The following is a 14804-nucleotide window of genomic DNA, read 5'->3' as shown; positions in this document are numbered from 1 at the left end:
ACCCCTGGCGCGAAATCGCAAATCCGTTCAACGCCTGCTAGGAGCCCCTATGGACCGCGTGCGCAACCTGCTGGAACAGATCCAGAGCCGCCTGGACGACCTGAACAAGGCCGAACGCAAGGTGGCCGAAGTGATCCTCCACGATCCGCAGCAGGCCACTCGCCTGAGCATCGCTGCCCTCGCCCAGGCTGCCGGCGTCAGCGAGCCGACGGTCAACCGCTTCTGCCGCTCGTTCGGCACCAATGGCTACCCGGAACTGAAGATGCAGCTGGCGCAAAGCCTGGCCAGCGGCGCCGCCTACGTCAGCCGCGCGGTCGCGGCCGATGATGGCCCCGATGCCTATACCCGGAAGATCTTCGGCAGCACCATCGCCTCGCTGGACAGCGCCTGCCAGAGCCTCGACCCGCAGCACATCAGCCGCGCCGTCGACCTGCTGATCCAGGCCCGGCAGATCCACTTCTTCGGCCTTGGCGCCTCGGCCTCGGTGGCGCTGGATGCCCAGCACAAGTTCTTTCGCTTCAACCTGGCGGTCTCGGCCCATTCCGACGTGCTGATGCAACGCATGATCGCCTCGGTGGCGCACACCGGTGACCTGTTCGTGATCATTTCCTACACCGGACGCACCCGTGAACTGGTCGAGGTAGCGCGCCTGGCTCGCGAAAACGGCGCCTCGGTGCTCGGCCTCACTGCCGCCGGCTCGCCACTGGCCAGGGCCAGCACCCTGAGCCTGGACATTCCGCTGCCGGAAGACACCGACATCTACATGCCGATGACCTCGCGCATCATCCAGCTCACCGTGCTCGACGTGCTTGCTACCGGCGTCACCCTGCGCCGCGGCGTGGATTTCCAGCCGCACCTGCGCAAGATCAAGGAAAGCCTAGGTGCCAGCCGTTACCCGGCGGATGAAGAGCCGCTGTAAGCACTAAAAAGCGGGTGCGCACGGCGCACCCTACGGGATCGCTGCACACGGGTAGGGTGCGCCATGCGCACCGCGATAAACCCGAGGCCGACGCGGCAGCCGATCCTGAGGGGCTTCTGGTAGGCTTGCCGGCTTTTCCGAACCTGCCAGGAACCCTCCATGCATGCACTGATCGCCCTCAGCCGCTTCGTCGGCAACACCTTCGCCGTCTGGGTGTTGCTGTTCGCCATTCTGGCGTTCTTCCAACCGACGTGGTTCCTGCCACTGACCAGCTGGATCGTGCCGCTGCTCGGGCTGATCATGTTCGGCATGGGCCTGACCCTGAAAGCCGCCGATTTCCGCGAGGTGGCGCGTCGCCCCTTGGCCGTGCTGGTGGGTGTGCTGGCGCAGTTCATCATCATGCCCGGCACGGCCTGGCTACTGTGCCAGCTGTTCGCCCTGCCGCCGGAAATCGCCGTCGGCGTGATTCTGGTCGGCTGCTGCCCAGGCGGCACCGCCTCCAACGTGATCACCTGGTTCGCCCGTGGCGACCTGGCACTGTCGGTGTCGATCACCTCGGTTACCACCCTGCTCGCGCCCATCGTCACGCCGACATTGATCTGGCTGCTGGCGTCGGAGTGGCTGCCGGTATCCTTCAGCGCGATGTTCATTTCGATCCTGAAAATGGTGCTGCTGCCGATCATCCTCGGCTTGATCGTGCAACGCCTGCTGGGTGAACGAGTGAAAACCGCCGTGGACGTGCTGCCGCTGATCTCGGTGCTGAGCATCGTCGCCATAGTCGCCGCCGTGGTGGCCGCCAGCCAGGCACGAATCGCCGAGTCCGGCCTGCTGATCATGCTGGTAGTGGTTCTGCACAACAGCATCGGCCTGACACTCGGCTACCTGGCCGCCCGCCTGTGCGGCATGCCGCTGGCGCAGCGCAAGACCATGTCCATTGAAGTCGGTATGCAGAACTCCGGGCTCGGCGCCGCTCTGGCCAGCGCCCATTTCAGCCCGCTGGCGGCCGTACCCAGCGCCTTGTTCAGCGTCTGGCACAACCTCTCCGGCGCCCTGATCGCCACGGTCTTCCGGCGCATGGGTCAGGACGCCGAGAAGAGCGCCAACTGACGCACCAATCCGGAGCACCTTGCCCGAGCCGCGCCAATATGCACAATATTGGCGCACGCGAGGACGACCTCCGCATCCTGATCACAGGGTGGCTCATCCGGGGACGGCCCCTTCAGCACTCACTGGAGGTCATCATGTCCTGGATCATTCTGCTGCTTGCCGGCCTGTTCGAAGTCGGCTGGGCCATCGGCCTGAAGTACACCGAAGGTTTCACCCGCCCCCTGCCGACCCTGCTGACCGTCAGCGCCATGCTGGTCAGCCTCGGCCTGCTCGGCCTGGCCATGAAGGAATTGCCACTGGGCACCGCCTACGCGATCTGGACCGGCGTCGGCGCCGTGGGCACGGTGATCGCCGGCATCATCCTGTTCGGTGAATCCATGGCGCTGATGCGCCTGGCCAGTGTCGCACTGATCGTTACCGGGCTGATCGGCCTGAAGATGAGTCACTAAAGCTGGTGCGCGCAGCGCACCCTACAGAGCAGCATCATCGCCTTACTGTAGGGTGCGCCATGCGCACCAATATCAACGCCAATCGCCGCGCAATGCCTCGACCTGAGCCTGCAAGGTTTCGCGCTTGGCCAGCTCCGGCGCGACCGGCGCACCGGCTACCAGACACACCCGCGACCACAAGCGCCGGAAGAAGCCCTTGTTCGGGTCACGACTGAAGAAGCTGCCCCACAGCCCCTGCAACGCCATCGGGATCACCGGCACCGGATTCTCTTCGAGAATGCGCTCGACCCCAGCCTTGAACTCGTTGATCTCGCCATCACCGGTCAACTTGCCCTCAGGGAAGATGCACACCAGCTCGCCGTTGCGCAGGTACTCGGCAATCTTCTTGAACGCGGCGTCATAGATCAGCAGATCCTCGTTACGCCCGGCGATCGGCACGGTGCCGGCAGTGCGGAAGATGAAGTTGAGCACCGGCAGGTCGTAGATCTTGTAGTACATGACGAAGCGCACCGGCCGGCGGATCGCACCACCGATCAGCAACGCATCGACGAACGACACGTGATTGCACACCAGCACCGCCGGGCCTTCTTCGGGGATCGCCTGCAGGCCCTTGTGCTCGACGCGGTACATCGAATGCCCCAGCAGCCAGATGAGAAAGCGCATGCTGAACTCGGGGACGATCTTGAAGATGTAGCTGTTGACCGCGACGTTCATCAGCGAGATCACCAGGAACAACTGCGGAATCGACAGCCCGGCCACGCTGAGGAAGAGAATCGCGACGATGGCCGACGCCACCATGAACAAAGCGTTGAGAATGTTGTTGGCAGCGATTACCCGCGCCCGCTCGTGCTCGACGGTACGCGACTGGATCAACGCGTACAGCGGCACGATATAGAAGCCGCCGAACAGACCGATGCCAAGGATGCAGCCGAGAATCCACCAAGCCTGGCCGTAACCCAGCAGCGCCATCCAGTCATGCAGCCCGTCGCCCTGCGGGAATCCGCCAGAGAACCACCACAGCAGCATGCCGAACAGGGTCAGGCCGATGGAGCCGAACGGCACCAGACCAATCTCCACCTTGTGCCCACTCATGCGCTCACAGAGCATCGAGCCCAGCCCGATACCCAGCGAGAACACGGTGAGGATCAGCGTCACCACACTCTCGTCGCCATACAGCCACTGCTTGGCGTAGGCGGGAATCTGCGTCAGGTACACCGCGCCGAGGAACCAGAACCAGGAGTTGCCGACCAGCGAGCGCGACACCGCCGGGCGCTGGCCGAGGCCGAGCTTCAGGGTCAGCCAGGTCTGACGGAAGATGTTCCAGTCGATGCGCAGCGACGGCATGGCCGGCTCAGCGCGAGGGATGCCCAGACTGGCCAGGTAGCCGATCAGCGCCACCACCACCACGGAGCCGGCGACGATAGGCGCATAGTGACTGCTGGCCATCATGACTCCGGCGCCGATGGTGCCGGCCAGAATCGCCAGGAAGGTGCCCATCTCCACCAGGGCGTTACCACCGACCAGCTCTTTTTCCTGCAGATGCTGCGGCAGGATCGAATACTTCACCGGGCCGAACAGCGCCGACTGCGTGCCCATGGCGAACAGCACGGCGAGCATCAGCGTGAGATTGTTGAACAGCACACCGGCGGCACCGGCAAAGAGGATGAACACCTCCACCAGCTTGAGCTTGCGGATCAACGCGTCCTTGGCGAACTTCTCACCGAACTGACCGCCGAGCGCGGAGAACAGGAAGAACGGCAGGATGAACAGCAACGCGCACAGATTGACCAGAAGGTCGCGGTCGGCGTCCGTGTTGAGCTTGAACAGAATGACGAGAATCAGCGACTGCTTGAAGATGTTGTCGTTGAAGGCGCCGAGCAATTGCGTCACGAAAAACGGCAGAAAGCGCTTCTTGCCGAGCAGAGCGAATTGCGATTGTTGAGACATCGTCCATGGTCCTCGCGGGGGTCGAATTGCCCGCACAGGCATTTGACTGCAATTGCCCAGGCAAAAGCCACAGCGCAAATGCGAACGCCTTGGCGATACGACTTGCCGGGCGCACACCTCGTAGGGTGCGCTGCGCGCACCGGGAATACCGCGATACCAGCTTGGTGCGCACGGCGCACCCTACGAAACCCATCCGGCCCAACCCGTAGGGTGCGCTGCGCGCACCGGGCATACCGCAATATCAGCTTGGTGCGTACGGCGCACCCAACGAGGCCAGCCCCAACGAAGCGCAACTGGAGCTACGTATCGACCTCGCCCCCATATGACAGGCGAAAAAAAACGGCAGCCCAATCGGGCTACCGTTCTCGAACTCGGAGAAAACGTCAGTGCCCTCGCACTGACTACAACCTCACCTGCAATCCCTAGGGAATGCCTGCGCAGTCTGACAAAAGCCAGAGGCAACGTCCGTTTAGCTTTGTTAACTGCCTGCAAAGAAATGTAAACGACGGATGACTGGGCAGTCCGCGCCACGGCACAATCGCGCCCCATGAACACCTATCACCCCGCCTGCTGCAGCGCGCTCGACGATCACGATCCTCTGCCACGCCCACTGGCCGGCGCGCACCTGATCAGCACCCGCTTCGACCCGGCGCAGTTCGCCGCAGGCGACTGCGAGCGTTGCGACATTCCCCCGGTACGCGGCGTGGCCAAGCGCCAGAGTGAATACCTGGCCGGCCGCCTGTGTGCCCGTGAAGCCCTGCGTCGCCTCAACGGCCATGCCATTGCCCCCGCCGTCGGGGAAGATCGCGCGCCACAGTGGCCCGCTGGCGTAAGCGGCTCAATCACCCATGGCGATAACTGGGCCGCCGCCCTGGTGGCCGCCAGCGACCGCTGGCGCGCCATCGGCATGGACGTGGAACGCCTGCTACCAACCGAGCGCGCCCTGCGCCTGCAAGGCGAAATCCTCACGCCAGACGAACTGTCACGCCTCGACGACCTAGACGACCAGGCCCGAGCCCTGCGCATCAGCCTGACCTTCTCGTTCAAGGAAAGCCTGTTCAAGGCGCTCTACCCGCTGACCCTGACGCACTTCTACTTCCATGACGCCGAGCTGCTGGACTGCGACCACGACAGCGCGCGCCTGCGCCTGCTGATCGACCTGAATCACGACTGGCGCACCGGCGCCGAACTGGACGGGCAATTCGCTCTGTTCGACGGCAGGGTGCTGAGCCTGGTGGCGGTAGAGGCCTGACGCCGCTCAAGCAGTGCGCACGGCGCACCCTACGAAATCGCGGGCCGTGCGCACCAAACCCAACACGAATCGCGCCCTACTCTCCCTGACGCCGCGGCCATACCAGGCTGAAGCGCGCACCGCCCAGGCTCTCGCTGCGGCTGATCTGCGCGCGACCGCCGTGCCAATAGATGATCCGGCGCACGATGGACAGCCCCAGGCCATGCCCGCCCGAGGAGCGCGTGCGGCTGTCGTCCAGACGCAGGAAGGGGCTGAACAGCCGCTCCCAGGCCTCCTCCGGCACACCCGGCCCGTCATCCTCGACATCGATGCGGCAACGCTTGTAGCCCACCTGGCAACTGATCAGCACCCGCCCTTCGGCGTAACGCATGGCGTTGCTCACCAGGTTCTGCAGGGCGCGGTGCAGGTAACGCGGCTCGGCCTCGACCCAACAGGCGGTATCGGCCTGCACGCTGAGAATCGCCCCGCACTCCACGCGCACGGTGTTGCTCAGCGGCGCCAACTCTTCGATCACCTGATCGATCAGCGCCTTGAGCTCCACCTGCTGGAAATTCAACGCCGGCGAGCCCTGCTCCAGGCGCGCGTAGGTCAGCATCTCGTCCACCAGCTTGTCGAGATCCTGAATATCGCTGTCCATGCCGTCCATGTACTTGCGCCGGGCCGTTTCGCTCTCGGCATCGGCGATCATCTCCAGGCCGAAACGCAGGCGCGCCACCGGCGTGCGCAGCTCGTGCGACACCGCACGCACCAGCTCGCGCTGGGTACTCAACGAGGTCTGCAGGTGCTCGGCCATGGCGTTGAAACTGCTGGCCAGGCGCCCTACCGAGTCGGCACCACGGGTCGGCACGCGTGCATCCAGACGACCACTGGCAATCCGCGTGGCGGCCCCTTCCAACACGCGTAAACGCTGCTCCAACGAGCGCACCAGCAAGTAGACGATCAAGCCGATCAGGCTCAACCCCAGGGCGCCGATAAACACCAACAACTGCGGCGGATAAGGGTTCATCTGATACAGCGGGCCGATCTCCAGCACCCAGGGTGTGTCGACGATGCCGGAGAACACATGGATGGAATCACCGCCCCTGCCCAGCGCCATTACCGTATCGCCCTCGTCGATACGCCGACGCTGATCGAGATCGAGCAGCGCCTCATCCAGGCGCACCAGATGCAGGTCGAAGCCGAACTGCTTGGCCGCCTTCAACTCAGCCAGCCGCTGCGGCTGCTCGTCGACCGGGTAACGGATCAGTTCATCAATCAGCAGATAGTTGGTGGCCCGCGCCAGCTGCTCGCTGATCTGCTGAATCTCACCGGTCAGCAACAGCGGCTGCTTGCCGTCGAGCAGGCCGTAGACCTTGGCCGAGTGCGGGCCGGTCTGCTGCACCAGCACATGGCCGCGTTGCAGCCGATTGCGCTCGCCCGCCTCCAGGTGCACTTCGTCCATTTCCTGCAAGCGCAGCGGAATGCCCAGCAAGCGCGACCACACCACCAGGGCACGGCGACGTTCCACCTCGCTCATGCCCAGCAGATTGTCCGCCATCAGGCGGAAGGTGCCGCGCGCCAGCCCTTCACGGTACTGGTCGCCACGCACCTCGTTGACCAGGTGCAAGGTGCCGACGCCGAGCAGCGCCACCAGCACCAGGGCGGCGAGCATGCCGCCATAGATACGCAGGAAGATGGAGTTCATCGCGCGGCTCTCTGGCTGCTGAGCAGACCGAAGCAATCCAGGCTGAGATAACGCCCCTCCTGGTACTCGCACTCGCGGCGCACACCTTCGTGGGCAAAACCCAGGCCGCGCAGCAAACCGCTGCTGGCCGGGTTTTCCGTATCCACCACGGCCTCGATGCGGTGCAGATCCATCGCGTCGAAGCCATAGGCGATCACGGCCTCGAGGCTCTCGCGCATCACCCCGCGGCGCCAGTGCTCGGGCATCAGCCAGTAGCCCAGCTCGGCGCGACGGTGGCGCCGCTCCCAGTCGTTATAACCGCAAGCGCCGAGCAGTTCTGCCGGGTTGTCCGGACGGCAGATGCCCCACCAGATGCCCGTGCGTTCGAGCAGCAGTTCGCGGTACCAGTCCATCTGCGCCTGCGTGGCTTCCAGCGTGGCATAGGAAACGCCGTAGTAGCGGATCACCTGCGGGTCGGAAAGGCCAAGGAAGATGGAGCGGATATCCTCCTCGACGATCTCCCGTAAACGCAAACGCCCGGTCTCCAGAACAGGAAACCGGGCGTCTTCGCTGGCGCGAACGCTGTTCGCCGGCTTGCTCAAAGCAGCGCCTCCGCCGCCTCGGCAACGAACAGATAGCCCTTGCTGCGCACGGTCTTGATCATGCGCGGGTGCATCGGGTCATCACCGATCTTGGGCCGAATACGTGAAATGCGCACGTCGATGGAGCGATCCTGGCCGTCGTACTCGATGCCACGCAGGGCGCCGAAGATTTCCTCGCGCGACAGGATGCGCCCGGCGTTGACCGCCAGCAGCCACAGCAGGTCGAATTCGGCGCTGGTCAGCTCGATGCCCTGCTCGCCGAGCCAGGCCTCGCGCATCGCCTTGTCGATGGCCAGCGGGCCGAACTGCAGCCGGCGCGGCTCGCCATCATCGCGCTCAGCCTCGCCGCCCTGGCGACGCAGCAGTGCACGGATACGCGCCAGCAGCACGCGGGGCCGCACCGGTTTGCACACATAGTCATCGGCGCCCATCTCCAGCCCGAGCACCTGGTCCATGTCGTCGGTGCGCGCCGTCAGCATCAGGATCGGCCCCTTGTAGCCCGCGCGCACCTTGCGGCAGATGGTCAGACCATCCTCGCCCGGCAACATCAGGTCGAGCATCACCAGATCCGGCTGCTCGGCGAGAATCCGCGCCGCCGCCTTGGCACCATCGGCTTCGATAGCGACACGCAGGCCATTACCCTCCAGGTATTCCCGGGTCAACTGCGCCAGACGCTGGTCATCCTCGACGATGAGGATCTGCCACGCTTCTTGTTCCACACCCACTCCCCTCTGCACCAGGCCACGGCCGGAAAACGACGCCCATTCTAGGGGCTGCCCCCGCTGCGCGCGAGCGTCAGGCGCAGCGACCTGCAGAACCATCAGCGGTAAGCACAGCACATGCCAAAAGCACTATATATAGTGGTAGTCTGTGCGCTGCCGAACAGCTTCGACATCGCACTGAAATCCACCCGTCATGGGCGACGAACGGTCACCCACAGGCAGAACCAGAAATGACGGGGGCTTGCCCGCCAACACCCACAAGGCACTCACACCTTATCCACAGGTTGTTCTTCGCCGAGTACCTTGCATTGCCTCACACAGCGCACTATCTTGTATCCCCATCGCGAAGCACCCACCAGATATTGGGTTGAAGCGAAATACCGGACACAAGAATCACGCATCGCGCAAGCCCTTTTCGCAGCGTTTTCCGGTAATTGCACCGACAGATTCAAGCAAGCCCAGGCCAAGCCTGGGCTACAGCCGCGGAGCATACTCTCGAAGGTGCCCGTGAGCTGGTCAGGCAACGGACATATTCGTTGACCGACCACTATATGTAGTAGGCGGGGTGTGATAATGCCCCGCTTTGACTTTTGCGCCAGGACGGCATCCGAAGTCGTGCCCTACCTGCCCGCTCTTGCAACACCCCGTGCCCGGCCTCGCTGCCGCGTGCGGCTCAGTTGTTAATGGAATGAACGGCGGACAGGGCGCGGTTTCTAATCGTGACGTCCAACCAGAAAATTACAGAACACGGAGATCCCCATGCAGACCGACATCACTCGCGAGAACCCGCAGGCCGTGGCGCCGCAGACCGACGATTCCTCCCAGAATCTGGCTGCAACCGCTCCCGGCCAGCTACGCGTGATCAAGCGCAACGGCACCGTCGTCCCCTACACCGATGACAAGATCACCGTCGCCATCACCAAAGCGTTCCTCGCAGTGGAAGGCGGTACCGCCGCCGCCTCGTCGCGCATTCACGATACCGTCGCGCGCCTGACCGAGCAGGTCACCGCCACCTTCAAGCGCCGCATGCCGTCCGGCGGCACCATCCACATCGAAGAAATCCAGGATCAGGTCGAACTGGCTCTGATGCGCGCCGGCGAGCAGAAAGTCGCCCGCGACTACGTGATCTACCGCGAAGCCCAGGCCAGCAAGCGCAAGAGCGCCAACGCCGGCAGCGAAATCGCCCAGCCGCACCCGAGCATCCGCATCACCGCCGCCGATGGCAGCCTGCAGCCGCTGGACATGGGCCGCCTGCAAACCATCATCCGCGAAGCCTGCGAAGGCCTGGCCGAAGTCGACGGTTCGCTGATCGAGCGCGAAACCCTGAAGAACCTGTACGACGGCGTGGCCGAGAAAGACGTCAACACCGCCCTGGTGATGACCGCTCGTACCCTGGTCGAGCGTGAGCCGAACTACAGCTACGTCACCGCCCGCCTGCTGATGGACAACATCCGCGCCGAAGCCCTGACCTTCCTCAACATCGCCGCCAGCGCCACTCACCACGAGATGGCCGAGCTGTACGCCAAGGCCCTGCCGGCCTACGTCGAGGCCGGCGCACAGTTCGAGCTGCTCGACCCGAAACTCAAAGAGTACGACCTGGAGAAACTGGGCAAGGCGCTGAACCACGAGCGTGACCAGCAGTTCACCTACCTGGGCCTGCAGACCCTGTACGACCGCTACTTCATCCACAAGGACGGCATCCGTTTCGAACTGCCGCAGGTGTTCTTCATGCGCGTGGCCATGGGCCTGGCCATCGAAGAGCCGAAGAACCGCGAAGACCGCGCCATCGAGTTCTACAACCTGCTGTCCTCGTTCGACTACATGGCGTCGACCCCGACCCTGTTCAACGCCGGCACCCTGCGTCCGCAGCTGTCGTCCTGCTACCTGACCACCGTCCCGGACGACCTGTCGGGCATCTACGGCGCCATCCACGACAACGCCATGCTGAGCAAATTCGCCGGCGGCCTGGGTAACGACTGGACTCCGGTGCGCGCGCTGGGCTCCTACATCAAGGGCACCAACGGCAAATCCCAGGGCGTCGTGCCCTTCCTCAAAGTGGTCAACGACACCGCCGTGGCGGTCAACCAGGGCGGCAAGCGCAAAGGCGCGGTCTGCGCGTACCTGGAAACCTGGCACATGGACATCGAGGAATTCCTCGAGCTGCGCAAGAACACCGGTGACGACCGTCGTCGTACCCACGACATGAACACCGCCAACTGGATTCCGGATCTGTTCATGAAGCGCGTCTTCGAAGACGGCAAGTGGACCCTGTTCAGCCCGAGCGAAGTACCGGATCTGCACGACCTGACCGGCAAGGCCTTCGAAGAGCGCTACGAGTACTACGAAGCCCTGATCGAGTACGGCAAGATCAAGCTGTACAAGACCATCCAGGCCAAAGACCTGTGGCGCAAGATGCTCTCGATGCTGTTCGAGACCGGCCACCCATGGCTGACCTTCAAGGATCCGTGCAACCTGCGCAGCCCGCAGCAGCACGTGGGCGTGGTACACAGCTCCAACCTGTGCACCGAGATCACCCTGAACACCAACAAGGACGAGATCGCCGTCTGCAACCTGGGTTCGGTCAACCTGGTCAACCACATCGTCGACGGCAAGCTGGACATCGAGAAACTCGGCCGCACCGTGAAGACCGCTGTGCGCATGCTCGATAACGTCATCGACATCAACTACTACAGCGTGGATCAAGCGCGTAACTCCAACTTCAAGCACCGTCCGGTCGGCCTCGGCCTGATGGGCTTCCAGGACGCCCTGTACCTGCAGCACATCGCCTACGGCTCCGACGCGGCCATCGAGTTCGCCGACCGCTCCATGGAAGCCATCAGTTACTACGCCATCCAGGCCTCCTGCGACCTGGCCGACGAGCGCGGCAGCTACTCCACCTTCGAAGGTTCGCTGTGGAGCAAAGGCATCCTGCCGCTGGACTCGCAGCAGATCCTGATCGAAGCCCGTGGCCAGAAGTACATCGACGTCGACCTGTCCGAGTCGCTGGACTGGGCGCCGATCCGCGAGCGCGTGAAGAAAGGCATTCGTAACTCGAACATCATGGCCATCGCGCCGACCGCGACCATCTCCAACATCATTGGCGTGTCGCAATCCATCGAGCCGACCTACCAGAACCTGTACGTGAAATCGAACCTCTCCGGCGAATTCACCGTGATCAACCCCTACCTGGTTCGCGACCTGAAGAACCGCGGCCTGTGGGACAGCGTCATGGTCAACGACCTGAAGTACTACGACGGCTCCGTGCAGCAGATCGAGCGCATCCCGCAGGATCTGAAAGACCTGTACGCCACGGCGTTCGAAGTGGAAACCAAGTGGATCGTCGACGCTGCCAGCCGTCGCCAGAAGTGGATCGACCAGGCTCAGTCGCTGAACCTGTACATCGCCGGCGCCTCGGGCAAGAAGCTGGACGTGACCTACCGCATGGCCTGGTACCGTGGTCTGAAAACCACCTACTACCTCCGTGCCCTGGCCGCCACCAGCACCGAGAAGTCCACCATCAACACCGGCAAGCTCAACGCAGTGTCCGCTGGTGGTGACGAAGGCTTCTCGGCCAAGGCTCAAGCTCCTGCCCAGCAGGCAGCCCCGGCCCCGGCGCCAGTACCGAAAGCCTGTGCCATCGACGAACCAGACTGCGAAGCCTGTCAGTAAGGCTTTCGCGTGGATCTGAGCGGCACCCGCGTCGTTGCCTGGTAGGCCGGCCCCCATCACGTACTGAAGTACGCTCAGGGGCTCCGACCTACCAGGCGCCTAGCGCTCACTCGCTCAGCTGCACGCTCGAAGGTCTGATGCCGTTCTAGAGCAAATCAACAGTCAGTCCCCTCTCCCGCTTGCGGGAGACGACTGCAGGGATGCAGGAGGTAGGGTGAAGCAGGAAGCCCGAACCGAGGGCTAGGGAGAGGGCAAAGCTCTTCCGTAGGAGCGGCTTCAGCCGCGAAATTCGCGGATAAATCCGCTCCTACCCGAGCCTTGCCCCTCTCACAAATTCCCGCCCCTCCTCCTCCGGGTCGAGAGGCAACGGTCAGCCAGCAATCCATCGCCTGCTGACCAGTGGTACCCGTTTACCCTTGCGCGCATCACGCAACGGAACATAATTCAAATTATCTGTATATCCATACAGGCCGGTTTATTCACCGGCCCTCACGCAGGAGCCAAGCCATGCTGAGCTGGGATGAATTCGACAAGGAAGACGGCGCAGAAGCAGCCGCCGCAAGCAAAGCCACCGCACAAAGCGCCGGCACCAACTTCGACAAGCTCGACAGCGAAGCTGCCGGCTCGGTCGAGCAGGCACGCGCCGTCGACGCCAACGACTCCGACGCCGTAGCCCGCGCCAAGAAAGCCCTGAACGACCTCGACATCCAGGAAGGCCTGGATGACCTCGAAGGCGCTTCCGCGCGCGTACAGGTCGGCGACAAGCAGATGATCAACGCCCGCGCCGACCTCAACCAGCTCGTACCCTTCAAGTACGACTGGGCCTGGCAGAAGTATCTGGATGGTTGCGCCAACCACTGGATGCCGCAGGAAGTGAACATGAACGCCGACATCGCGCTGTGGAAATCCACAGACGGTCTCAGCGAAGACGAGCGCCGCATCGTCATGCGCAACCTCGGCTTCTTCTCCACCGCCGACAGCCTGGTTGCCAACAACCTGGTGCTGGCCGTGTACCGCCTGATCACCAACCCCGAGTGCCGCCAGTACATCCTGCGCCAGGCCTTCGAGGAAGCGATCCACACCCACGCCTACCAGTACTGCATCGAATCGCTGGGCATGGATGAAGGCGAGATCTTCAACATGTACCACGAGATCCCGAGCGTCGCGAAGAAAGCCTCCTGGGGCCTGAAGTACACCCGCTCGATCTCCGACCCGCAGTTCCAGACCGGCACTCCGGAAACCGACCGCCAGTTCCTGCGCAACCTGATCGCCTACTACTGCGTACTGGAAGGCATCTTCTTCTACTGCGGCTTCACCCAGATCCTCTCCATGGGCCGCCGCAACAAGATGACCGGCACCGCCGAGCAGTTCCAGTACATCCTGCGCGACGAGTCCATGCACCTGAACTTCGGCATCGACGTGATCAACCAGATCAAGATCGAAAACCCGCACCTGTGGGACGCCCAGATGAAGGACGAAGCGACCCAGATGATCCTGCAGGGCACCCAGCTGGAGATCGAATACGCGCGTGACACCATGCCGCGCGGCGTACTGGGCATGAACGCCGCGATGATGGAGGACTACCTCAAGTTCATCGCCAACCGCCGCCTGACCCAGATCGGCCTGAAGGAAGAGTACCCAGGTACTACCAACCCGTTCCCGTGGATGAGCGAGATCATGGATCTGAAGAAGGAGAAGAACTTCTTCGAGACGCGAGTGATCGAGTATCAGACTGGTGGGGCGTTGAGCTGGGATTGATTTCAGGACGCTCAAAATCATTTATCAGCGATAACCATTTCACTAAATGATGAAATGGTTATCGCTAAGTGATGACGAAATACGGAAGGAACTCGACCTGGAAAGCCAAAATATTGGCAAACCTCGAGAGAGGCAGGAATAAGATCAAAAATTTGACGCGAGCTATAATAGCTCGATAAAATCGAGTTTGCGTAGATTCTTACGCAAATAAGAAACCCAGACCGCAAGCGGTCTGGGCTTTAACGGCAATCCAAGGGGGAAAGTTTCTGAGGCCTACCCCAAGGAAAGCACTTCAACCCGATTAGGATTGAAGCTGGGCGCGGATTGTACAGACCAGATCTACTGTCTTCAAACTTTTAGGACGAAATGCCTTAAAGCGCAAGACAAGAAATGCTCTCGCCCCATCCTCGTACGAGTCGGGCTTACCTTGCCAATTAGGAGAAATCTCATGGCAAATGGCAGCAAGCCCGGTGAAAACACCGGAAAAAATGGCGGTATCTATCAGGAACAAGGCCCACGTGGTGGTCTCAAGGACAATTATGCAACCGTCCCAGATCGCACCTCCTTGCCGCCTACCAGCCAACCAGGGCACACCTGGGTGCAGGTAGAACGCACACCTGATAGCAAGCGCTAACGAAAACGATGATGCGGGGCGGCTCCGCCCCGCACTCATCTACAGAGTTTCATGTTTGAATGAGAAAAAATGGGCGAATTTC

The 14804-nt window shown here is 62.5% G+C and carries 11 protein-coding genes; 7 read left to right on the top strand and 4 right to left on the bottom strand.

What is annotated here, in order from left to right:
• Window positions 1–58 precede the first annotated feature (58 nt).
• From HS968_RS08560 to sugE, 3 genes are all read left to right on the top strand, one after another.
• Complete coding sequence (locus HS968_RS08560) at window positions 59–919, top strand: MurR/RpiR family transcriptional regulator (RefSeq protein ID WP_182371591.1); 861 nt, start codon at window positions 59–61, stop codon at window positions 917–919.
• A gap of 159 nt (window positions 920–1078) precedes the next feature.
• A complete protein-coding gene (locus HS968_RS08555; protein ID WP_182370968.1) occupies window positions 1079–2026 on the top strand; it encodes a bile acid:sodium symporter family protein in 948 nt (315 codons plus the stop codon).
• 134 nt (window positions 2027–2160) lie between these two features.
• Complete coding sequence (gene sugE / locus HS968_RS08550) at window positions 2161–2475, top strand: quaternary ammonium compound efflux SMR transporter SugE (RefSeq protein WP_119693735.1); 315 nt, start codon at window positions 2161–2163, stop codon at window positions 2473–2475.
• A 72-nt stretch (window positions 2476–2547) separates the two neighbouring features.
• Here the strand turns inward: sugE and HS968_RS08545 are convergent, their stop codons facing one another.
• Entirely contained in the window at window positions 2548–4422 is a 1875-nt protein-coding gene (locus HS968_RS08545; RefSeq protein WP_182370967.1) for an MFS transporter, read from the bottom strand.
• Window positions 4423–4969: 547 nt separating this feature from the next.
• Here HS968_RS08545 and HS968_RS08540 point away from each other — a divergent pair.
• Window positions 4970–5674: a 4'-phosphopantetheinyl transferase family protein gene (locus HS968_RS08540; RefSeq protein WP_182370966.1), complete on the top strand. Its 705-nt coding sequence runs from the start codon at window positions 4970–4972 to the stop codon at window positions 5672–5674.
• Window positions 5675–5750: 76 nt separating this feature from the next.
• Here HS968_RS08540 and HS968_RS08535 read toward each other — a convergent pair whose 3' ends face one another.
• From HS968_RS08535 to HS968_RS08525, 3 genes are read right to left on the bottom strand one after another with little or no spacing between them, the layout of a single operon-like run.
• On the bottom strand, window positions 5751–7358 hold the full coding sequence (locus tag HS968_RS08535; protein WP_182370965.1) for an ATP-binding protein: 1608 nt from the start codon (window positions 7356–7358) through the stop codon (window positions 5751–5753).
• Window positions 7355–7939: a GNAT family N-acetyltransferase gene (locus tag HS968_RS08530; protein ID WP_182370964.1), complete on the bottom strand. Its 585-nt coding sequence runs from the start codon at window positions 7937–7939 to the stop codon at window positions 7355–7357. The genes HS968_RS08535 and HS968_RS08530 overlap by 4 nt, the downstream gene beginning before the upstream one ends.
• On the bottom strand, window positions 7936–8658 hold the full coding sequence (locus HS968_RS08525; RefSeq protein WP_182370963.1) for a response regulator: 723 nt from the start codon (window positions 8656–8658) through the stop codon (window positions 7936–7938). Before HS968_RS08525 ends, HS968_RS08530 begins: the two co-directional genes overlap by 4 nt.
• Window positions 8659–9420: 762 nt before the next feature.
• Between HS968_RS08525 and HS968_RS08520 the strand changes: the two genes are divergently transcribed.
• The 3 genes from HS968_RS08520 to HS968_RS08510 all read left to right on the top strand — a co-directional run bounded on the left by HS968_RS08520 (window position 9421) and on the right by HS968_RS08510 (window position 14722).
• Window positions 9421–12330 (top strand): ribonucleoside-diphosphate reductase subunit alpha, encoded by a 2910-nt coding sequence (locus HS968_RS08520; protein ID WP_182370962.1) that lies wholly within the window; start codon window positions 9421–9423, stop codon window positions 12328–12330.
• Window positions 12331–12837: 507 nt separating this feature from the next.
• Window positions 12838–14088 (top strand): ribonucleotide-diphosphate reductase subunit beta, encoded by a 1251-nt coding sequence (locus HS968_RS08515; RefSeq protein WP_013716524.1) that lies wholly within the window; start codon window positions 12838–12840, stop codon window positions 14086–14088.
• 448 nt (window positions 14089–14536) lie between these two features.
• Complete coding sequence (locus tag HS968_RS08510) at window positions 14537–14722, top strand: hypothetical protein (protein WP_182370961.1); 186 nt, start codon at window positions 14537–14539, stop codon at window positions 14720–14722.
• The last annotated feature ends 82 nt before the right edge of the window (window positions 14723–14804 follow it).

Source organism: Pseudomonas berkeleyensis, from assembly GCF_014109765.1.
GTDB classification, from domain to species: Bacteria; Pseudomonadota; Gammaproteobacteria; order Pseudomonadales; family Pseudomonadaceae; genus Aquipseudomonas; species Aquipseudomonas berkeleyensis.
Note: the sequence above shows the minus strand (reverse complement) of the source record. Positions and strands in the feature narration are given on the sequence as shown.

Excerpts from the sequence above, each read along its gene's own strand:
- HS968_RS08555 (WP_182370968.1), top strand. The coding sequence starts at position 1,079 with ATGCATGCACTGATCGCCCTCAGCCGCTTCGTCGGCAACACCTTCGCC.
- sugE (WP_119693735.1), top strand. The coding sequence starts at position 2,161 with ATGTCCTGGATCATTCTGCTGCTTGCCGGCCTGTTCGAAGTCGGCTGG.
- HS968_RS08545 (WP_182370967.1), bottom strand. The coding sequence starts at position 4,422 with ATGTCTCAACAATCGCAATTCGCTCTGCTCGGCAAGAAGCGCTTTCTG.
- HS968_RS08540 (WP_182370966.1), top strand. The coding sequence starts at position 4,970 with ATGAACACCTATCACCCCGCCTGCTGCAGCGCGCTCGACGATCACGAT.
- HS968_RS08535 (WP_182370965.1), bottom strand. The coding sequence starts at position 7,358 with ATGAACTCCATCTTCCTGCGTATCTATGGCGGCATGCTCGCCGCCCTG.
- HS968_RS08520 (WP_182370962.1), top strand. The coding sequence starts at position 9,421 with ATGCAGACCGACATCACTCGCGAGAACCCGCAGGCCGTGGCGCCGCAG.
- HS968_RS08515 (WP_013716524.1), top strand. The coding sequence starts at position 12,838 with ATGCTGAGCTGGGATGAATTCGACAAGGAAGACGGCGCAGAAGCAGCC.
- HS968_RS08510 (WP_182370961.1), top strand. The coding sequence starts at position 14,537 with ATGGCAAATGGCAGCAAGCCCGGTGAAAACACCGGAAAAAATGGCGGT.